The following is a 20004-nucleotide window of genomic DNA, read 5'->3' as shown; positions in this document are numbered from 1 at the left end:
AGCTTAGCGATGGCGGGGACGCGCGGCGGTCTACTCCGCCGGCGCCGAGGTGGCGGTCGGGGTCGGCGTCGGGGACGTCGACTCGTAGTACGCCTCGCTGGCGACGGACATGACGAACGTCGACAGCTCCTGCGGGTCGTCCAGCGCGCCGACATAGGCCTCGCCGTTGACGACGATCATCGGGGCGGCGGTGAGCACGAGGTCGTCGGAGCCGGGAAGCGGCCCCTTGAGCGCACGCGTCGTCGCCTCCTTCGCCCAGTTGACGTAGTCGCCGTCCTCGATGCACGAGCGCACGGTCTTCGCGTCGTCCACGCCCACGGCGCCCGCGAGGTTGGCGAGCTCCTCGTCGGACATCCCGTCGCTGCCCACGTCGGGCTGGTCGTCGAGGAGGTCGTGGTTGAACGCGTAGAACTGGTCCGGCGAGTGCGTGGCGACGCAGGCGGCGGCGGCAGCGGAGCGCAGCGAGTACTTGGTGCCGTTGGAGCTGGCGGTGAGCAGGGCGACCGGGTGGTAGCTCACGGTCGCGGCGCCGTCCTCGATCCACTGCGCGAGCAGACGGGCGTTGGCGCGCTCGAACTTGCCGGCGTCGGGCGAGAGGTAGTCGACGTACACGTGCACGTCCACCGCACCGGCCGCGGTGGGCTCCGGTGCCGGGGTCTCGGTCGCACCGGCCTCCGTGGGCTCGGGCTCCGGCGTGGCGGAGGCGGTGCCGGCGATGGCGGCGGAGGCGATGTCCGTCACCACGACGCCGTCGGCCTCCATGCCGCTCGGGCTGAGCTGCGGCTTGGACGTCTGCGAGGTCACGGCGAGCGTCACCGCGGTCCCGATCGCGCCGACCGCGATGATCGCGACCGCGCCGATGATGATCCGTCGCATCAGACGCGCCCGCGACTGCTGGGCGTGCACCTTCTGTGCCTTCTCCCGCACGGCCTCGCGCGAATTGCGAGGGGCGGGGACGTTCGGCGTTTCGTCGCTCGACATCGTTCCTCTTGAGTCTCAGGGGGTCCGGGTTGGCCCCGACCACCGTCGGGCGGTGATCGCCGCTGCGCACGGCCGGGTTCGATGCTAACCAGTGAGGCTGAGAAATACCCAGGTGCGGCCGTTCGTGCCATACTGATCCCGACCCGATGGAGGGTCACGGCGGGTCGCTCCGCCGCTTCATTCACTACGGATCGTCCGGCACGTACCTGCCGGTGAAGGAGAAACACGATGGCATCTGTGACTTTCGACGAGGCCACCCGCCTGTACCCCGGCGGCACCCGTCCGGCTGTCGACAAGCTCAACCTCGAGGTGGGAGACGGCGAGTTCCTCGTCCTGGTCGGTCCCTCCGGTTGCGGTAAGTCCACCTCCCTCCGCATGCTCGCCGGCCTCGAAGAGGTCAACTCCGGCCGCATCCTCATCGGCGACCGCGACGTCACCGATGTGCCGCCGAAGGACCGCGACATCGCGATGGTGTTCCAGAACTACGCGCTGTACCCGCACATGACCGTCGCCGAGAACATGGGCTTCGCGCTCAAGATCGCCGGCGTCGGCAAGGAGGAGCGTGCCGCACGCGTCCTCGAGGCCGCGAAGCTCCTCGACCTGGAGCAGTACCTCACCCGCAAGCCGAAGGCGCTCTCCGGTGGTCAGCGTCAGCGTGTCGCCATGGGTCGCGCGATCGTCCGTCAGCCCCAGGTCTTCCTCATGGACGAGCCGCTGTCGAACCTCGACGCCAAGCTCCGCGTCCAGACCCGTACGCAGATCGCGTCGCTGCAGCGCCGCCTCGGCGTCACCACGGTCTACGTCACGCACGACCAGACCGAGGCGCTCACCATGGGTGACCGCATCGCCGTGCTGAAGGACGGTCTGCTCCAGCAGGTCGGTTCGCCGCGCGACCTGTACGAGAAGCCGGAGAACGTCTTCGTCGCCGGCTTCATCGGCTCGCCCGCGATGAACCTGTTCTCGGCCGACCTGGCCGACGGCGGCGTGCGCTTCGGTACCGAGGTCGTCCCGCTCGACCGCGACACCGTCGGCCGTGCCAACGGCTCCCAGGTCACCGTGGGCGTCCGCCCCGAGGACATCACCGTCGGCCCGGCCGACGGTCAGGGCCTCTCGGTCGTCGTCGACCTCGTCGAGGAGCTCGGCGCCGACGGCTACCTCTACGGCCACACCGAGATCAACGGCAAGCGCACCGACCTCGTCGCCCGCGTCGACGGCCGCAACCACCCGAACGCCGGGGAGACCGTCACCCTCGCCGCGAACCCGGGTCACGTGCACGCGTTCGACCTCGAGTCCGGCGACCGCCTGAACGACAAGCCAGTCGTCTCGGCCTGATCGGACACCTCCACCGCGGCGCGGGCTGACTTCGGTCGCCCGCGCCGCGTCTTTTCCCCGGCACCCCTCAGGAGTCCCCATGCAGGAATCCCTCCGGATCACCGCCAAGACGGTCGACCCCGGGCTGCTCGCCCTGCCGTGGTCGACGCCCCTGGAGAAGTGGCCGTCCGAGCACATCGTCTCCCTCCCCAAAGGCCTCTCGCGCCACCTCGTCCGCTTCGCGGACCTCTCGGGTCGCGTGGTGGCCGTCAAGGAGACGACGACCGAGATGGCACGGCGGGAGTACGAGATGCTCGGCAACCTCGCGCGCCTCGACGTGCCGTGCGTGGAGCGGGTCGCGGTGATCGCCGGCCGCACGGACTCGTCGGGTGATCCGTTGCCCGCGGCGCTGGTCACCTCGCACCTGCGCTTCTCGATGCCGTACCGGGCGCTCTTCACCCGGGTGCTCCGCCCGGACACGGCCACCCGTCTCGTCGACGCGCTGGCCCTGCTGCTCGTGCGTCTGCACAACGTCGGCTTCTACTGGGGCGACGTCTCGCTCTCCAACACCCTGTTCCGCCGGGACGCCGGAGCGTTCGCGGCGTACCTCGTGGACGCGGAGACCGGGGAGCTGCACGAGGAGGGCCTGACGGACGGACAGCGCGCCTACGATCTCGATCTCGCCCGCACGAACATCGCCGGTGAGATCATGGACCTCGCCGCGGGCGGTCGGCTGGAGCACGGCGTCGACGCGGTCGCCATCGCGGACGGCATCGTGTCCTCCTACCGCTCGCTGTGGGCCGAGCTCACCGCGCAGGAGTCCTTCTCCGCCGCCGAGACCTGGCGCATCACCGAGCGGGTCGAGCGGCTCAACGCCCTCGGCTTCGACATCGACGAGATGTCGATGTCGACGACCGCGGACGGCACCGTGGTGGAGATCCAGCCCAAGGTCGTCGACGCGGGACACCACCAGCGCCGACTCATCCGCCTCACCGGTCTCGACGTCGAGGAGAACCAGGCGCGACGGCTCCTCAACGACCTCGACGAGTTCCGTGCCCGCTCCACCAAGCAGTGGGCGGACGAGGAGATGTACGCGCACGAGTGGCTCACGCGCGTCTTCGAGCCCGTCGTGCGCGCCATCCCGTACGACCTGCGCGCCAAGCTGGAGCCGGCCGAGGTGTTCCACCAGGTGCTGGAGCACCGCTGGTATCTGTCGCAGGCGCAGGGACGCTCGGTGTCCCTCGCGGAGGTGCTGACGAGCTACATCAACGATGTGCTCCGCCACCGGCGCGACGAAGCCACCATCATGGGACCCCCGACGGAGACGATGGGCCTGCCCGTCGTCACCGGCACGCTGGCGCTCGGCGACGACGACGAGGTGGACTGGCGCGACCTCGTCTGAGGCCGCCCCTCCGAACCGGCGCCGGGGCGGACGGCGTCAGTAGCCGACGGTGAACCGCTCGCGGTGGTGGTTGCCCTGCTCGATCTCGTCGACGATCGCGACGGCGAAGTCCGCCCCGGAGATGTAGGACTTGCCGTCCTCATCGCGGACGAGCACGTCGCCGCCGTCCCGATAGCGACCGGTGCGCTCCCCCTCGGCCCACGGTCCGAAGACCTCGGCCGGGTGCACGAAGAACCAGTCCAGGCTCTCGGCCGTGCGCTCCAGGAGCGCGAGCGAGTCGATGCCGACCTGCGCCTCGTGCTTGTACTCCTCCGGGAAGCCCTGATCGAACAGACGGGGACCGCCCGGCGCGACGAGGCTGCCGCCCGCGCCGCCCACGACGCCGAGCCGCGTCTCGGTGCCGTCGAGCAGCGCGACCACGTTCGTCAGCGCCTCGAGGACGCGGTCCTCCATGTCACCGCGCGGCGAGAGCGCGGAGACCACGGCGTCCGCTCCCGCGAACGCCTCGGTCAGCGTCGCGGGGTCGAGCGCCGACCCCTGCACGTAGGCCGCACCCGCGACCGGATCCGCGGGGGTCGAGCGCGAGATGGCGACGACCGCGTGATCACGGCTCACCGCCTCCGCGACGATGTGGCGTCCGGCGTAGCCGGTTCCTCCCAGGACGATGATGCGGGCCATGCGTGTTCCTCTCGGTCAGTCCGCGGCGCGGACGGTCGCGACCTGGTACAGCGCGACCGAGGCCGCGATGCCCGCGTTCAGCGACTCGGTCGCCGCGGAGATGGGGATGGAGACGATCTGGTCGCAGGTCTCGGTCACGAGGCGGGACAGGCCCTTGCCCTCCGAGCCCACGACGATGACGACGGGGCGGTCCGCCAGCTCCAGCGCCGGCAGCGACACGTCGCCGTCGCCGTCGAGCCCGAGCACGAAGACGCCCTGCTTCTTGAACTCCTTGAGCTGGGTGGTGAGGTTCGATGCCAGGGCGACCGGGATGCGCGCCGCCGCCCCCGCACTCGTCTTCCACGCCGCGGAGTTCACACCGGCGGAGCGACGCTGCGGCAGGATGATGCCGTGGCCGCCGAACGCCGCCGTCGAGCGGATGATCGCGCCGAGGTTGCGGGGGTCCGTGATGCCGTCGAGGGCGACGAACAGCGGCGTCTCGCCGCGGTCGATGACCTCCTCCAGCAGGTCCTGCGGGTGGGCGTACTCGTACGGCGGCACCTTGAGCGCCACGCCCTGGTGCACGCCGTCGAAGCCGGCCATGCGGTCGAGCTCCTGGCGGGTGACCTCGAGCACCGGGATGTCCCGGTGGGTCGCGATCGACAGCATCTCCTTGACCCGGTCGTCCATCTCGACACGCTGCGCGATGTACATCGCGGTCGCCGGGATCTTCGCCCGCAGCGCCTCGAGCACCGAGTTGCGGCCGGTGACCGTCTCGGTGTCGGTGGTGTTGTCCTTCGACCTGGCGGTGCGGTTCGGGTTGCCCCCGGAGGCCGGACGCCCGCCGGGCTTGCCCTTGCCCCCGGCCGCGGCGAAGCGCTCGGCCGCGGCCTTGCGCTTACCGGCGGGGTGCCACGCGCGGTCCTCCGCCTTCGGCGTGGGGCCACGCCCCTCGAGCGCCTTGCGCCCCAGACCTCCCGTGCCCTTGGTGGGGCCCTTCTTGTTTCCCTTGCTCGCGCCGGGGCGCCCTGGCTTAGCCATCGATACTCCAATGAGTTCCGGCCGGAGTGTCCTCCAGCGTGATTCCTGCGGCGGCGATCGCGTCTCGGATGCGATCCGCCGCCGCCCAGTCCTTCTCCGCGCGCGCGGTGGCGCGCTGCGCGATCATCTCCTGCACCAGCGCGTCGAGCGCCGCTGCCTGCGCATCCCCGGCCTTACGGGAGCCCGCGTCCTCGACGAGGCCGAGCACACCGGTCATGCCGAGCACCGCCCGCGCCGCGTCCAGGGCCGCTGCGGTGTCGCCCGCGTCCAGAGCCGAGTTCCCGGCCCGCACGCTCTCGTGCACGACGGCCAGCGCCTGCGGCACACCCAGGTCGTCGTCCATCGCATCGATGAACGCCGAGGGCAGGCTCTGCGCGTCATCGGCGCCGATCCCGTCGCCGGCCGCGCGGAGCGCCCGCTCCAGGAAGGAGCGGATGCGGCCGAGCGCCGCCTCCGCTTCCGCCCAGGAGGATTCCGAGAGGTCGAGGCTCGATCGGTAGTGCGCCGCCGCGAGGGCGTAGCGCACGACGAGCGGGTCCCGCTCAGCGAGCACGTCCCGCGCGAGCGTGAAGTTGCCGAGCGACTTCGACATCTTCTGTCCGTCGACGGTCACGAGGCCGTTGTGCACCCAGTACCGGGCGAAGCCGTCGCCCGCTGCACTCGACTGCGCGAGCTCGTTCTCGTGATGCGGGAACCGCAGGTCCAGTCCCCCGCCGTGGATGTCGAACTCCGCACCGAGGTACCGCTTCGCCATGGCCGAGCACTCGATGTGCCAGCCGGGGCGCCCGGCACCCCACGGCGACGCCCACGTCGCGTCGGCGGGCTCGTCGGCCTTGGCGCCCTTCCAGAGGGCGAAGTCCTGCGGGTTGCGCTTGCCGCGCGGGTCGGCGTCCTGCGCGGCTTCCATCGCGTCCACGGACTGGTGGGTGAGGTCGCCGTAGGACGGCCAGGAGCGCACGTCGAAGTACACGTCTCCCGAGCCATCGGGAGCGGGGTACGCGTGGCCTCGGTCGATGAGCAGCGCGATGAGCTCCTGCATCTGCGGCACGGAGGCCGTCGCACGCGGTTCGTAAGTGGGCGGGAGGATGCCGATGCCGGCGTAGGCGGCGGCGAACTCCTGCTCCATCCGGTAGGCGAGCGCCCACCACGGCTCGGACTCCGAGGCGTTCGCGAGGACCTTGTCGTCGATGTCGGTGACGTTGCGCACGAAGGTCACGCGCCCGTGGCGGTATGTCAGCCAGCGGCGAAGGAGATCGAAGCTCAGAGCAGCTCTGACGTGACCGATGTGCGGTCCGGACTGCACCGTGGGTCCGCAGACGTACATCGTGATGTTCTCGGGATCGAGAGGCACGAAGTCGCGCAGCAGCTGTGCGCGGGTGTCGTAGAGGCGGAGAGTCACCGCTCAAGCCTACTCGGCGGGCGCTGGGAGACCCCGCTCCGGTCGCGGGATGACGACGGCGACGGCCGTGACCGCGATCCCCTCGCCCCGCCCGGGGAACCCGAGACCGTCCGTCGTCGTGGCCGTGACCGTCACCGGGGCGCCCCCGAGCGCCGCCGACAGCGCCGCCTCGGCCTCCCCGCGGCGTCCGCTGAATCGCGGACGGTTGCCCTGGAACTGGACGGACACGTTGCCGATCGCGAACCCCGCCTCCGCCAGGAGCTCCCCGGTGCGGGAGAGGAAGACGTCCGCGTGAGCCCCCGCGTACTCCGGATGGGCCGTGCCGAAGTGCTGCCCGATGTCGCCGAGCCCTGCAGCCCCGAGCAGCGCGTCGACGATGGCGTGGGCGACGGCGTCGCCGTCGGAGTGCCCGGAGAGCGCGGGCTCCCCCGGCCATTCCAGCCCCGCCAGCCACAGCGCCCCGTCGCCGCCGAAGGCATGCACGTCCGTGCCGATCCCCACGCGGGGAGCGTCGACCACGACCGCCGACGGCCGCGCCGCCGCGGAGGGCGCCCCCGGAGTCGTCGCCACGAGGAGGCGCGCGCGCTCGAGGTCGGCGGGGGTGGTGATCTTGAACGAACGCTCCGAGCCGGGCACCAGCCGCACCGCATTCCCGGCTGCGGCGAAGAGCGCGGCGTCATCCGTGTACTCGGCGCCCTGGGCTGTCGCCTCCGCGTACGCCGCTTCCAGCAATCGGCGCGGGAATCCCTGCGGCGTCTGCGCGGCCGCGAGCTCCGCGCGATCCACGGCGCCGACGACGAGGCCGTCGGCCACCCGCTTGAGCGTGTCGACCACGGGCAGACTCGGCACCGCTCCGGCGTCGCCGACCACGGCCGCCGCCACGGCATCGATGACGGTAGGCGGCGTGAGGGCGCGGGCGGCATCGTGCACGAGCACCGTCGTGATGTCTCCCCACAGGGCCGCGAGTCCGGCGGCGACGGACTCCTGCCGCGTCGCTCCTCCCGTGACCACGCGGCCCAGGTCGGCGCGATCGCCGGCAGCCGCCAGCAGCTCCGTCTGCGCGTCACCTTCGTAGCCCGACGGGGCGACCACCACGACCTGCATCGGGGCCGCCGCGAAGACACCGTCGAGGGCATGCCGCAGGATCGTGCGCCCGTCGATGCCGACGAAGGCCTTGGGTGCCCCCGCCTCGAGACGGGTGCCGGAGCCGGCGGCGACGACGATGATCGCGGTGTGCGGGACGGGGAGGATGCTCACAGCTTCACGTTACCCGCGGGAACGACGAAAGGCGGGTGCCGCAGCACCCGCCTTTCGTGGAGGACGTCTCAGGACGCGAGGACCTCGTCGAGCAGTGCGCCCGCCTTGTCCTCATCGATCTTCTCGGCCAGCGCCAGCTCGGAGATGAGGATCTGCCGGGCCTTGGCCAGCATCCGCTTCTCACCCGCGGACAGGCCGCGGTCCTGGTCACGGCGCCAGAGGTCGCGCACGACCTCGCTCACCTTGATGACATCGCCGGACGCGAGCTTCTCCAGGTTCGCCTTGTATCGGCGCGACCAGTTGGTGGGCTCCTCCGTGAACGGCGCGCGCAGCACCTCGAACACGTGGTCGAGGCCCTCCTTGCCGATCACGTCGCGAACGCCGACGAGGTCGACGTTCTCAGCCGGGACCTCGATGATGAGATCACCCTGCGTGACGTTGAGCTTCAGGTACTTCTTCGCCTCGCCCTTGATGATGCGCTCCTTGACCTCGATGATGGTCGCAGCGCCATGGTGCGGATAGACGACGGTCTCGCCAACCTCAAAAAGCATAAAAACATGTCCTTTCGGCAACCTCAAGGATACCACAGGGGATATGCGCTAAGGTTCGCGCTCCCTGTTCCCTGCGCGCTCCGGACTTACCCATAGAATGGGGAGGGATATCCCGTCGGACCTCAGGAGGACCCGTGAAATCGCGCCTTGTCGCGTCTGCCGCCATCAGCGCCCTCGTTCTGCTCGGCGCGACCGGGTGCACATTCATCACCCCTCAGGCGACGAAGACCGAGTACGCCGCCTCCGACGGCGTGAACGTCTCCGATCAGGACGGCCCCATCGCCGTGCGCAACGCCCTGATCATCGCGAACGAGGACGGCTCGGTCGGCAACTTCGTCGGCGCCGTGGTCAACCCGTCGCAGGACCGCGCCACCCTCACGGTCTCGCTGGAGGGCGGCGACCCCTTCCAGATCACCGTGCCTGCCGGCGGAAGGATCAGCTTCGGCGCCGACGAGGAGCCCGTGGAGATCACCGGCCTCGACACGATGCCCGGCGCGACCGTCGCGATGCACTTCCAGTCCGGCGACTCCGCCGGTGTGACGACCGAGATCCCGGTCCTCGACGGCACGCTGCCGTACTACTCGGACCTCGCTCCGCAGGACTGAGTCCGCAGACAAACAGAAGAGGCCGGCACCCGCGGGTGCCGGCCTCTTCTGTCTGTCGTCAGCCCTCGAAGCGATATCCCAGGCCGCGGACGGTCACGAGCATCACCGGCTCGCTGGGGTTCTCCTCGATCCGCGAGCGGATGCGCTTGATGTGGACGTCGAGCGTCTTGGTGTCGCCGAAGTAGTCGCTCCCCCAGACGCGGTCGATGAGCTGGCCGCGCGTGAGCACCCGACCGGAGTTGCGCATCAGCACCTCCAGAAGCTCGAACTCCTTCAGCGGCATATTGATCTGCTCGCCGGCGACCGACACCGTGTGCCGATCGATGTCGAGCGAGACGCGCCCGCCCTCCAGCACCCGTTCGTCCAACTCGCCCTCGGCCTGCACGACGCGTCGCAGCACCGCCCGCATCCGGGCGAGGAGCTCCCGCGACGAGTAGGGCTTGGTGATGTAGTCGTCGGCGCCGAGCTCGAGCCCGACCACGATGTCGACCTCGGAGTCCTTGGCGGTCAGCATGATGATCGGCACCGCCGACGTCGAACGGATCTGACGGCACACCTCGGTCCCCGGCATCCCCGGCAGCATGAGGTCGAGGAGCACGATGTCGGCGCCGCGCTCCCGGAACGCCGTCAGCGCACCGGGACCGTCCTCGGCGATCTCGACCTCGTAGCCCTCGCGGCGCAGCAGGTACGCGAGGGGGTCGGCGAGGTCGGGCTCGTCTTCGACGAGAAGGATGCGGGTCATGCGGTCTCTCCGTTTCGGACGCGCGTCGCCCCGGTCGCGGGGGCGGCCTTGCGTGCGCGCTTCTTCTTGCTCTTCTTGCCCTGCCCGCTGTTCGCGGGGGCGTCGATGCGGGGCAGGCGGATGGTGAACGTCGATCCTCGGCCGGGGCGCGACCACAGCCGCACCTCTCCCCCGTGCCGCTGAGTGGCGTGCTTGACGATGGACAGCCCGAGGCCGGTGCCGCCGGTGCGCCGCGAGCGGGCTTCGTCGGCACGGTAGAACCGCTCGAAGATGCGCTCGCGATCGGCCTCGACGATCCCGATGCCCTGGTCGGACACGGCGATCTCCACGACGTCGTCGTCGGCCTTCACCCCGACGCCCACCCGGGAGCCGCGGGGCGAGTAGACGATCGCGTTGGCGATGAGGTTGCCGACGGCCTCGATGAGGATCTGCGCGTCGCCGCGGACCCACACGCCGCGGTCGCCGCCGCGGGCGAGTTCGACGCCGGCCGAGTCCGCCTGCACGACATGGGCCTCGATCGAGGAGGCGATGACCTCGTCGATCGAGACGGGCGCGACCTCGGTCAGCCCGTCCTCCGCCTGCAGCCGCGACAGGCTCATGATGCGCCCGGTGAGCTGGCCGAGCCGGCCGGCCTCCGCCGAGATCCGGGAGGCGAACGCGCGGACCTGAGCGGGATCGTCGGCGGCGGACTCGATGGCCTCGGCGAGCAGGCTCACCGCGCCGACGGGCGTCTTCAGCTCGTGGCTCGTGTTGGCCACGAAGTCGCGGCGCATCTGATCGAGGCGCTCCTGCTCGGTCACGTCCCGGATGATGAGGAGCACGAGGCGCGTGCCGATCGCGCTCGCCCTGGCCGACACGAGCCGGGGGTCGAGACTGAGACCGCCGCGGGTGATCCGCATCGAGGCCGTCGCGGTCTCCCCCGTCGAGCGCACACCGCGCACGAGCTGCCGGAGCTCCGGATTGTCGAGCGTCGACCCGACCTCGATCCCGAAACGCGCCGCGGCCTTGGAGGTGGCCAGCACGAGCCCCGAGACGTCCACGACGCACGCGGCATCGTCCATGCTGCGCAGCACGTCGGTGATCCCGGTCGGGATGACCATCGAGGTCTCCTCCTCCGCCCGCGCCCGGGCGCGGTACGCCCAGACCACGAGGAGCGAGAGGCCCACGCCGATCGCCAACCCGATGGCGAGGGAGGACAGCGCGAGCTGCGGCAGGGTCATGACTCCAGCGTAGAGCGCGTTCACCGTCGATCCGGCGGGTTCCCGCGCCATCACGGGGAGCGGAGACGTACTATTCACTCGCTGGGCACCGTTCGTTAACCTTCGGAGCAGACAATCGCTTCAGGCCTGCGCGCGCGCAGTCCTCCCCCATGCGGACGCCCCGCCGCCCCGCGCTGGACCGTCAGCCGGGATCCGAACGAAAGGTTGCGCCCACCATGCGCGAAGTCTTCCACCAGTCCCTCGAGGACCTGCAGTCCCGCCTCGTCGAGATCGCCGAGCTCGTGACGGTCTCCATCGACAAGGCCACCCGCGCCTTCGCCACGAGCGACGTCGCGCTGGCCGAGGAGGTCATCGCCGACGACGCCAAGATCGACGAGCTCGCGGTCGCGCTGGACGAGCAGGCCATCGAGATCCTCGCCCGGCAGCAGCCGGTCGCGCGCGACCTCCGCATCGTCGTCACGGCGCTCCGCGTCAGCGCGTCCCTGGAGCGGATGGGCGACATGTCCGAGCACATCGCCCAGCTCGCGCGGCTGCGGTTCCCGGAGCGCGCGATCCCGAAGGGCCTCAAGGGCACCTTCGTGAAGATGGGCGAGCTGGACGTGGAGATCTCCCGCACGCTCGCCGAGCTCCTGCGCACGCAGGACCTCAAGTTCGCGGACGCCATCCGCAACGCCGATGACGACGTCGACGAGCTGCACGCCAGCGTCTTCGAGAAGGTGCTCAGCGACAACTGGAAGGGCGAGGCCGTCGCCACGGTCGACGCGACGCTCGCCAGCCGGTACCACGAGCGGTTCGCGGACCACGCGGTCGCCGTCGCCAAGAAGGTCGTCTACCTCGCGACGGGTGACTGGCACGTCGAGGAGGAGGACATCGCCCTCGCGGTGGAGCAGCAGGAGCAGCTCGGTCACGCCTGACCCGAAACCCCGCCTTACCGCCGAGACCCCCTGCTGCAGTCGCCTGCAGCAGGGGGTCTCGACGTGAAACCGGGGTCTCGGTTACTTCTTGCCCTGGGCGGCCACGGCCGCAGCACCGGCGGCGGCGGCCTCCGGGTCGAGGTAGCGGCCGGGACCGGTCGGCGCGTTGTTCTCGTCGAGTTCGTACACGAGCGGGATGCCGGTCGGAATGTTCAGGCCGGCGATGTCGTCGTCGCTGATCCCCTCGAGGTGCTTGACGAGGCCGCGCAGCGAGTTGCCGTGTGCCGTCACGAGCACGGTCTTGCCGGCTTCGAGGTCGGGGACGATCTCCGCGTCCCAGTACGGCAGGAGGCGGTCGATGACGAGCTTGAGCGATTCCGTGCGCGGCACCTCGCCGTCGATGCCCTCGTACCGGGCGTCGCCCACCTGGCTGAACTCGCTCGCGTCGTCCAGCGGGGGCGGCGGGACGTCGAACGAGCGGCGCCACAGCTGGAACTGCTCCGGGCCGAACTCCTCGAGGGTCTGTGCCTTGTCCTTGCCCTGCAGAGCGCCGTAGTGACGCTCGTTGAGGCGCCACGACCGCTTCACCGGGATCCACAGCCGGTCGGCCGCATCCAGCGCGATGTCGGCGGTCTGGATGGCTCGGCTCAGCAGCGACGTGTGCAGCACGTCGGGCAGGATGCCGGACTCGGCGAGCAGCTCACCGCCGCGACGGGCCTCGCCCTTGCCCTGCTCGGTCAGGCGGACGTCCACCCAGCCGGTGAAGAGGTTCAGTTCGTTCCACTCGCTCTGGCCGTGGCGGAGCAGGATCAGGGTGCGCTTCGCAGTCATGTCGCCAGTTTATCCGGGGGCGCGGAGCGGGCGCAGCGGCGGAGGAGGGAGGATGGACGCATGGCGTCATCTCCCCTCGGTCGGCCGACCCGCGGCACGACCGGGACGAACCGGCTGCGTCGGAACGACCGGTGGATCGCCGCCTCCCCCGCCTTCCGTCGCGCCGCGGACCCGCTCGTCGTCGACCTCGGGTTCGGGGCGAGCGGGGTGACCGCGTTCGAGCTGGCCGCACGACTGCGACGAGTGCGGCCGGACGCGGAGGTGCGCGGTCTGGAACTCGATCCGGAGCGGGTGTCCACCGCAGAGCAGCAGCTCGGCGAGGTCCGAGCCGGCCGGACTCCATTCCCCGCCGACCTCCGCGTCTCCTTCGCCCGCGGCGGATTCGAGGTGCCGCTCCCTGACGGCCGGCGCCCCGCCGTCATCCGGGCGATGAACGTCCTGCGGCAGTACGACGAAGCCGAGGTCGCAGGCGCCTGGCGGACGATGGCGCACCGCCTCTCGCCGGAAGGACTGCTGGTGGAGGGGACCTGCGACGAGATCGGGCGCGTCGCGAGCTGGGTGGATGTCGATCCCGTCGGCGCTCCCCTCCGTTTCTCCATCTCCCTTCGCCTCCGCGGACTCGAGGTCCCGAGCATCGTCGCGGAGCGGCTGCCCAAGGCCCTCATCCATCGCAACGTCCCCGGCGAGCGCATCCACGCACTGCTCGTCGACCTGGACCGGGAGTGGGAGCGCGCCGCTCCCCTGTCGACCTTCGGAGCCACGCAGCGTTTCCTCGCCGCGGTGGCCGCCCTGCGCGCGCAGGGCTGGCCCGTGCAGGGCGGACGGAGCCGCTGGCGACTGGGAGAGCTCACCCTGCCGTGGGAGGCGGTGGCACCGGTCTGACCGGCGCCCGTCAGCTCAGACTCCGGCGTCGCGGGGATCCGGCGCTGTGGGACGGCGGGACAGCCGCGTCAGTCGCGGCACATCCGCGGTGGCGCCGGCGTCCGCGGGCACGATGATCTGCTGGGACGCGGCGATGTCGATCCCCTCGGCGCGGACGACGAGGTCGCCGACGGGGGCACGGCGGGACAGGAGGGCGAGGGCGATCGGCCCGTCCTCGTGATGCCGCGCGGAGGAGGTGATGTGCCCGACCTCGTCATCACCCGCGAACACCGGAGCACCGGGTTCCGGAAGCACGGCGTCGCTGCCGTCGAGCTGGAGCAGGGCGAGACGCCGCGGCGGATGCCCGAGGTTGTGCACCTTCGCGACCGTCTCCTGGCCGCGGTAGCAGCCCTTGTTCAAGTGCACGGCACTGCGGAGCCAGTCCGACTCGTGCGGCAACGACCGCTCGTCGACCTCGGCCGCCCAGCGCGGACGCCAGGCGGCGATCCGCAGGGCCTCGGCGGCGAGCAGCCCGGCGACGTCCTCGCGGTCGAGGTCAGCGCCGAGTGCGCGCGCCGCCGTCTCGGGCACGATGCCGATCCGCCAGGCGAGGTCCGCCCCGGGGTGGGAGGGCACCGCGGCGTACTGGTGGCCGCCCACGCTGATGCGCTGCCAGGGGTCGACCCACACCCGCACACCGTCGAGGCCGCGCACGCGGTCGGCAGCGGAGCCGCCGTCGACGAATCCGAGCAGCGCGAGGTCGGGGCGCAGCTCGACGGTGGCCTGGGTGCGGAACTTCATCCGTGTCAGCCACGTCGCGAGTCCCTCGGCGTCGCCGGCGTCCGCGAGGAGCCAGGTCGAGATGCCGTCGTCGAGGACGCCGGCCGCGTGCTCCACCCGCCCCTGCGGGTCGAGCACGAGGAGCTCGGTGCTCTCCCCTGCGCGCAAGCCGCTCACCGCCTGGGACGTGATGGAGTCGAGCCACGGGAGGCGTTCGGGGCCGGACACCTCGATGACCGTCCGGTCGTCGAGGGGCGCGATGGCCGTTCCGGTTGCGAGACGCCGCTGCTCGCGGAAGGGATCGCCGAAGTGGGCGATCCCGCGCTCACCCGTGATCGCTCCGGGGACGCCGTCGAAGACGCTGCTGCTCACGGTGTGCTCCGTTCAGACGCGGGCGAGACGCGCCGAGGCGTGCGCCCGCAGAGGTGTGCCGAGGGCCGCGATGTCCCACGCCCACAGCAGGTGCCCGTCGACGAGCCCGTACATCCGCGAGGCGGAGGCGTAGTCCTTGGCACCGGCGCCGCGCACGATGGCGTCGGACGAGAGGTCGACACGAGGACCGTTGATCTCACCGACGTAGTACTCGAGCATGCCGTCCGAGCGGGCCAGCGACACCTCGAGTGGGAAGGCGCCGTTGGGCGATCGCAGCGTCTCGACGTCGTCGACGGTGCGGGTCACGGGCGTCGCCGTCGGCGGGAGCAGGGCGGGACCCGCATCGGTCGCCGCAGCCGGTCGCGCCAGTCGCCAGAACCCGGACTCGGCGGTCAGTGGGACGGCGGGTGCGGCATCGTCGCCGACGAACGTCGCGGTCGCCGCGTAGTTGAGGAACGGTCCGCCGTCATGGCTGAAGCTCACGCGATGGGTGAACTCCCCCTGCAGCCGCTCCTCCCCGACGGGGTAGTCGATCACCCCGGAGCCCTCCCACACGCCGATCAACCACGCCAGCGGGGCGAGGTCGGCGGGGAGGTCTGTGGGGAGCTCGATCACGATGTCGTCAGCGCTGGCCGCGGAAGAGGTTGCGCAGCACCACGGCCGAGACGAACACGATCGCGAGGCTCGCCAGGCCCAGCAGGCCGATGAAGAAGATTTCGAGCGCCATGATGTCCATGACCTCCACCTTACCCCCGGCGATCCGGCTCAGGCAGGGATGAGGGCGGCCAGGCCGAAGCCGACGGAGATGATCCCCATCAGCAGCAGGGAGCCCGTCACGCTGCTCGCGACGCGGAAGATGAAGCCCTGCGTGCGGCCGTACCAGAGCTGCACCGCGAAGGAGAGGAGCACGACCGCACCGAAGCCCACGAGCATCCAGGGGATCCGCCACTCCTCCGGAGCGAAGATCCCGATGACGATGCTGCCGACGAACGCGGTCGCCCAGACCGCGATCACGCCGGTGAAGGCGTTGCGGGGCGCGAGAGCCGGTTCTGACATGTCACCATTCTTGCGCATCGGCGGCCGCTATCATGGCGGCACGGCGTCGATCCCCCCGCCGGTGAGGAGTGCGCGTGGCCCTGGTGCTGGTTCTGACCAATGCTCCGCTCTCGGAGCAGGTGCTGCCCGCCCTCGAGCTGCTGAGTCATCGCACGCGGCAGATCCCCGCCGAGCCGGCCCAGCTCATCAACGCCCCGGAGTACGACATCGTGATCGTCGACGGCCGTCACGACCTCGTCGGGGCGAAGTCGCTGTGCCGTCTGCTGCGGGCGACCGGGCAGGATGCGCCGCTCCTGCTCGTCGTGACCGAGGGCGGCATGAGCGCACTGTCGGGCGAATGGGGCATCGACGATGTGCTGCTGTCCACCGCCGGCCCCGCCGAGATCGACGCCCGCGTGCGCCTCGCGCTCGCCCGACGGGACGAGGTCGCGGAGCCGGCGCGCGTGCAGGCCTCCGGGGTCACGATCGACGAGCAGTCGTACTCGGCGAAGCTGCACGGGCGACCGCTCGACCTCACCTACAAGGAGTTCCAGCTCCTGCACTTCCTCGCGACCCATCCCTCGCGGGTGTTCACCCGTGAGCAGCTGCTGAGCGAGGTGTGGGGGTACGACTACTTCGGCGGTACCAGGACCGTCGACGTGCACGTGCGGCGGCTGCGCGCCAAGCTCGGCGATCAGGAGCAGATCATCGGAACGGTGCGCAACGTCGGTTACCGCTTCAACGTCTACGAGGACGACAGCCTGGTCGGCTCGCGCTGACCGCTGTTCACACGTCCGACACCTGCCGGTGCTTAGATGTACCCCATGATCGATCCCGCACTCGCCGACGCCGGCCTCGGTGACGCCGAAGACGACGACTTCGACGACGCCGTCGAGGCGCCGGACTCGCAGCTCCCCGACCACCGCTATCTGGACCGCGAGCTGAGCTGGCTCGCGTTCAACCAGCGCGTGCTGGAACTCGCGGAGGATCCGTCGCTGCCGGAGCTGGAGCGGGCGAACTTCCTGGCGATCTTCGCCAGCAACCTCGACGAGTTCTTCATGGTGCGTGTCGCCGGGCTCAAGCGGCGCATCATGACCGGTCTCGCCGTGCCGACCAACATCGGGCGCTCCCCCGTCGACGCCCTCGCCGACATCTCGCGGGAGGCCCACGCGCTCCAGCTCCGCCACGCGGACGCGTGGACGACGCTCGTCCGTCCCGCTCTCGCCGACTCCGGCATCGAGATCACCGAGTGGTCCGATCTCACCGACGACGAGCGCCGGGCGCTGTCGGACTACTTCGGGGCGCAGGTCTTCCCGGTGCTGATGCCGCTCGCGGTCGACCCGGCGCACCCGTTCCCGTACATCTCCGGCCTCTCCCTGAACCTCGCCATCCGCATCCGCAACGCGCGGACCGGCCGGCAGGAGTTCGCGCGACTCAAGGTGCCGCCCATGCTGCCGCGCTTCGTCGAGGTGCCGGGCGGCGGCGAGATCAAGCGCTTCCTGCGGCTGGAGGAACTCATCGCCAACCACCTCGGCGACCTCTTCCCCGGCATGGAGGTGCTCGACCACCACGCGTTCCGCCTCACCCGCAACGAGGACGTGGAGATCGAGGAGGACGAGAGCGAGAACCTCATCCAGGCACTCGAAGCCGAGCTGCTGCGTCGTCGGTTCGGCCCTCCGATCCGGCTCGAGATCACCGATGACATGGACGATGTCACCATGGACCTGCTGGTCCGGGAACTCGACATCACGGACCTGGAGGTCTATCGCCTCCCTGGTCCCCTCGACCTGCGCGGCCTGTTCGACCTGTCGCGGATCGACCGTCCGGACCTGCGGTACCCGCCGCACCTGCCCACCACCGCCGTCGCCTTCCAGCCCGCGGGGTCGAGCAACCGAGCCGACATCTTCAAGGCGATCCGCAAGTCCGACGTCCTCGTGCACCACCCGTACGAGTCCTTCACCACGAGCGTGCAGGCGTTCCTCGAGCAGGCCGCCCGCGACCCGCACGTGCTCGCCATCAAGCAGACGCTGTACCGGACCTCCGGAGACAGCCCCGTCGTGCAGGCCCTCATCGACGCGGCCGAGGCAGGCAAGCAGGTGCTCGCGCTCGTCGAGGTGAAGGCGCGATTCGACGAGGCGAACAACATCGTGTGGGCGCGCAAGCTGGAGAAGGCCGGCGTGCACGTGGTGTACGGCCTGGTCGGCCTCAAGACGCACTGCAAGCTCGCCCTCGTGATCCGCGAGGAGGACGGCAAGCTCCAGCACTACTCGCACGTCGGCACCGGCAACTACAACCCGAAGACCAGCCGCATCTACGAGGACTTCGGGCTGTTCACCGCCGACGCCCAGGTCGGCAAGGATCTCACGCGGCTGTTCAACGAGCTCAGCGGATACGCGATCGAGAAGAAGTTCAAGCGTCTGCTCGTCGCCCCGCTCCACCTCCGCAAGGGCCTCGTCCGGCTGATCGACGCGGAACGCCGGATCGCCGAGTCGGGAAAGCCCGCGCACATCCGCATCAAGGTCAACTCGATGGTCGACGAGGAGATCATCGACGCGCTGTACCGCGCCAGTGCCGCCGGGGTGAAGGTCGACGTGTGGGTGCGCGGCATCTGCAGCCTGCGGACCGATCTCGACGGGATCAGCGACAACATCACGGTCCGCAGCATCCTCGGCCGCTACCTCGAGCACTCCCGCATCTTCACGTTCGAGAACGACGGCGACCCGCAGGTGTACATCGGCAGTGCCGACATGATGCACCGCAACCTCGACCGTCGCGTCGAGGCCCTGGTGCGGGTCACCGACCCCGCGCACCTCAAGGAGCTGACCGCCTTCTTCGACCTGGCGATGGACGACCAGACCTCGTCGTGGCATCTCGGCCGCGACGGAGTGTGGGAGCGCCACGCCGTGGATGCCGATGGCAAGCCGCTCGTCGACCTGCAGGATAAGACCATGGGGATGATCCAGCGACGTCGTCGGGCGCGGGCGGTTCGATGACGGCGCGGCAGGTCCAGCTCCCGGCGTCCGCGGCGGACGCGAAGTGGGCGGACAAGGCCGTGTATGCGGCCGGGGCCGTCGTGTGGCGTCTGGTCGACGGCAAGCTGCGCATCCTGCTCATCCACCGCACCAAGTACCGCGACGTCACCCTCCCGAAGGGCAAGGTCGACCCGGGCGAGATGCTCGCGGAGACCGCCGTGCGCGAGGTGCACGAGGAGACCGGCATCCGGGTGGCCCTCGGCGTCCCCGTCGGGATCAGCCGCTATCACCTCGCGTCCCGCAAGCAGAAGGTCGTCCACTACTGGGCGGCCGAGGCCACGGATGCCGCGATCCGCGCCTCGACGTTCGTGCCGAACCGCGAGATCGCCGCCCTCGAGTGGGTCAGCGTGAAGAAGGCGCGTGCCGCGCTGAGCTACCCGGTGGACCTCGAGATCCTCGATGCGTTCGCGGCGCTGGTGGACGACGGCGTGCTGCGGACCTTCCCGGTGATCGCCCTCCGGCACGCGAAGGCCCTGCCCCGGTCGGAGTGGGACAAGGCGGACGCGGCCCGGCCGCTCACCGACCGCGGGAAGCGGCAGGCCAAGGCCATCGTCGGACCGCTCCGCGCTTTCGGCGTGCGCAAGATCGTCACCAGCGACGCGGTGCGCTGCGTGCAGACCGTCACCCCGCTCGCCAAGGCCCTGGACCGCAAGCCGGTCCTCACCGAGAAGATCAGCCAGGACGCATGGGAGGACGGCGTCGCCGACCTCCGCTCCGTCGTCGGTCGCCGCATCCGTGCCGGCAAGCCCGCGGTGCTCTGCAGTCACGGCCCCGTGCTCCCCGCGCTCCTCTCGGAGATCGCCCTCGCGACCGGCACCGTGCACGGCTCCTACGTCAGCAGCGCCGCCGATCTGGAGACCGGCGCGTTCTCCGTGGCGCATGTCTCGGCGACGAACCCCGGCTCCGGCATCATCTCGATCGAGACCCACGCGCCGAAGGTCTGACCCCTCCCTCGTTCGAGTCGCTCACGTGGCTGCATCCGGGCCGGGGATGGCGCACAGTGGGCGATTCGA

At 70.5% G+C, this 20004-nt stretch carries 20 protein-coding genes; 8 read left to right on the top strand and 12 right to left on the bottom strand.

All coding sequences use genetic code 11. The annotated features are described in order from the left end of the window. Window positions 1-30 precede the first annotated feature (30 nt). The gene (locus tag M4D53_RS00670; RefSeq protein ID WP_187662077.1) at window positions 31-981 is read right to left on the bottom strand and encodes a thioredoxin domain-containing protein; all 951 of its coding nucleotides are present in this window, start codon (window positions 979-981) and stop codon (window positions 31-33) included. Between the two features lie 228 nt (window positions 982-1209). On the opposite strand from M4D53_RS00670, the gene M4D53_RS00665 reads away from it, so the two are divergent. Then, window positions 1210-2313 carry an ABC transporter ATP-binding protein gene (locus M4D53_RS00665; protein ID WP_187662078.1) on the top strand — a complete coding sequence of 368 codons (1104 nt, stop codon included), beginning with the start codon at window positions 1210-1212 and terminating at the stop codon, window positions 2311-2313. A 79-nt stretch (window positions 2314-2392) separates the two neighbouring features. Next, complete coding sequence (locus M4D53_RS00660; protein ID WP_259951412.1) at window positions 2393-3694, top strand: DUF4032 domain-containing protein; 1302 nt, start codon at window positions 2393-2395, stop codon at window positions 3692-3694. 36 nt (window positions 3695-3730) lie between these two features. On the opposite strand, the gene M4D53_RS00655 is transcribed toward M4D53_RS00660, so the two are convergent. The 5 genes from M4D53_RS00655 to M4D53_RS00635 all read right to left on the bottom strand — a co-directional run bounded on the left by M4D53_RS00655 (window position 3731) and on the right by M4D53_RS00635 (window position 8599). Beyond that, window positions 3731-4372, bottom strand: coding sequence for an NAD(P)-dependent oxidoreductase (locus M4D53_RS00655; RefSeq protein WP_259951411.1), 642 nt, complete (start codon window positions 4370-4372; stop codon window positions 3731-3733). A gap of 15 nt (window positions 4373-4387) precedes the next feature. Then, window positions 4388-5392: a 23S rRNA (guanosine(2251)-2'-O)-methyltransferase RlmB gene (gene rlmB / locus M4D53_RS00650; protein ID WP_187662081.1), complete on the bottom strand. Its 1005-nt coding sequence runs from the start codon at window positions 5390-5392 to the stop codon at window positions 4388-4390. Continuing rightward, window positions 5385-6791, bottom strand: coding sequence for a cysteine--tRNA ligase (cysS, locus tag M4D53_RS00645; protein ID WP_259951410.1), 1407 nt, complete (start codon window positions 6789-6791; stop codon window positions 5385-5387). Before cysS ends, rlmB begins: the two co-directional genes overlap by 8 nt. A 9-nt stretch (window positions 6792-6800) precedes the next feature. Next, the gene (gene ispD / locus M4D53_RS00640; RefSeq protein WP_259951409.1) at window positions 6801-8048 is read right to left on the bottom strand and encodes a 2-C-methyl-D-erythritol 4-phosphate cytidylyltransferase; all 1248 of its coding nucleotides are present in this window, start codon (window positions 8046-8048) and stop codon (window positions 6801-6803) included. A gap of 68 nt (window positions 8049-8116) precedes the next feature. Beyond that, window positions 8117-8599: a CarD family transcriptional regulator gene (locus M4D53_RS00635; protein WP_045255828.1), complete on the bottom strand. Its 483-nt coding sequence runs from the start codon at window positions 8597-8599 to the stop codon at window positions 8117-8119. Window positions 8600-8733: 134 nt separating this feature from the next. Between M4D53_RS00635 and M4D53_RS00630 the strand changes: the two genes are divergently transcribed. Then, window positions 8734-9204, top strand: coding sequence for a DNA modification methylase (locus M4D53_RS00630; RefSeq protein ID WP_187662084.1), 471 nt, complete (start codon window positions 8734-8736; stop codon window positions 9202-9204). Between the two features lie 58 nt (window positions 9205-9262). On the opposite strand, the gene M4D53_RS00625 is transcribed toward M4D53_RS00630, so the two are convergent. Both M4D53_RS00625 and M4D53_RS00620 read right to left on the bottom strand, forming a co-directional pair. Next, window positions 9263-9946, bottom strand: coding sequence for a response regulator (locus tag M4D53_RS00625; RefSeq protein WP_071328841.1), 684 nt, complete (start codon window positions 9944-9946; stop codon window positions 9263-9265). Beyond that, window positions 9943-11166 (bottom strand): sensor histidine kinase, encoded by a 1224-nt coding sequence (locus M4D53_RS00620; RefSeq protein ID WP_259951407.1) that lies wholly within the window; start codon window positions 11164-11166, stop codon window positions 9943-9945. Before M4D53_RS00620 ends, M4D53_RS00625 begins: the two co-directional genes overlap by 4 nt. Before the next feature lie 215 nt (window positions 11167-11381). Between M4D53_RS00620 and phoU the strand changes: the two genes are divergently transcribed. Beyond that, the gene (gene phoU / locus M4D53_RS00615) at window positions 11382-12080 is read left to right on the top strand and encodes a phosphate signaling complex protein PhoU (RefSeq protein WP_187662086.1); all 699 of its coding nucleotides are present in this window, start codon (window positions 11382-11384) and stop codon (window positions 12078-12080) included. A gap of 81 nt (window positions 12081-12161) precedes the next feature. On the opposite strand, the gene M4D53_RS00610 is transcribed toward phoU, so the two are convergent. Beyond that, window positions 12162-12911, bottom strand: coding sequence for a phosphoglyceromutase (locus M4D53_RS00610; protein WP_101848551.1), 750 nt, complete (start codon window positions 12909-12911; stop codon window positions 12162-12164). 60 nt (window positions 12912-12971) lie between these two features. On the opposite strand from M4D53_RS00610, the gene M4D53_RS00605 reads away from it, so the two are divergent. Continuing rightward, window positions 12972-13793, top strand: a complete 822-nt coding sequence (locus M4D53_RS00605; protein WP_259951406.1) for a class I SAM-dependent methyltransferase — start codon at window positions 12972-12974, stop codon at window positions 13791-13793. 15 nt (window positions 13794-13808) lie between these two features. Here M4D53_RS00605 and ygfZ read toward each other — a convergent pair whose 3' ends face one another. The 3 genes from ygfZ to M4D53_RS00590 all read right to left on the bottom strand — a co-directional run bounded on the left by ygfZ (window position 13809) and on the right by M4D53_RS00590 (window position 15980). Further along, window positions 13809-14924, bottom strand: a complete 1116-nt coding sequence (gene ygfZ / locus M4D53_RS00600; protein WP_259951405.1) for a CAF17-like 4Fe-4S cluster assembly/insertion protein YgfZ — start codon at window positions 14922-14924, stop codon at window positions 13809-13811. A gap of 12 nt (window positions 14925-14936) precedes the next feature. Further along, complete coding sequence (locus M4D53_RS00595) at window positions 14937-15539, bottom strand: nitrobindin family protein (protein ID WP_259951404.1); 603 nt, start codon at window positions 15537-15539, stop codon at window positions 14937-14939. A 150-nt stretch (window positions 15540-15689) separates the two neighbouring features. Continuing rightward, window positions 15690-15980: a hypothetical protein gene (locus tag M4D53_RS00590; protein WP_187662090.1), complete on the bottom strand. Its 291-nt coding sequence runs from the start codon at window positions 15978-15980 to the stop codon at window positions 15690-15692. A gap of 74 nt (window positions 15981-16054) precedes the next feature. Between M4D53_RS00590 and M4D53_RS00585 the strand changes: the two genes are divergently transcribed. From M4D53_RS00585 to M4D53_RS00575, 3 genes are read left to right on the top strand one after another with little or no spacing between them, the layout of a single operon-like run. Then, window positions 16055-16738: a winged helix-turn-helix transcriptional regulator gene (locus tag M4D53_RS00585; protein WP_060923071.1), complete on the top strand. Its 684-nt coding sequence runs from the start codon at window positions 16055-16057 to the stop codon at window positions 16736-16738. Between the two features lie 45 nt (window positions 16739-16783). Further along, window positions 16784-18952: an RNA degradosome polyphosphate kinase gene (locus tag M4D53_RS00580; RefSeq protein ID WP_187662091.1), complete on the top strand. Its 2169-nt coding sequence runs from the start codon at window positions 16784-16786 to the stop codon at window positions 18950-18952. Continuing rightward, entirely contained in the window at window positions 18949-19935 is a 987-nt protein-coding gene (locus M4D53_RS00575; protein ID WP_259951403.1) for an NUDIX hydrolase, read from the top strand. The genes M4D53_RS00580 and M4D53_RS00575 overlap by 4 nt, the downstream gene beginning before the upstream one ends. Window positions 19936-20004: the final 69 nt, after the last annotated feature.

The organism is Microbacterium meiriae (genome assembly GCF_025143875.1).
Classification (GTDB): domain Bacteria; phylum Actinomycetota; class Actinomycetes; order Actinomycetales; family Microbacteriaceae; genus Microbacterium; species Microbacterium meiriae.
The sequence above is the reverse complement of the archived record's forward strand: the minus strand, read 5'-3'. Positions and strand labels throughout refer to the sequence as shown.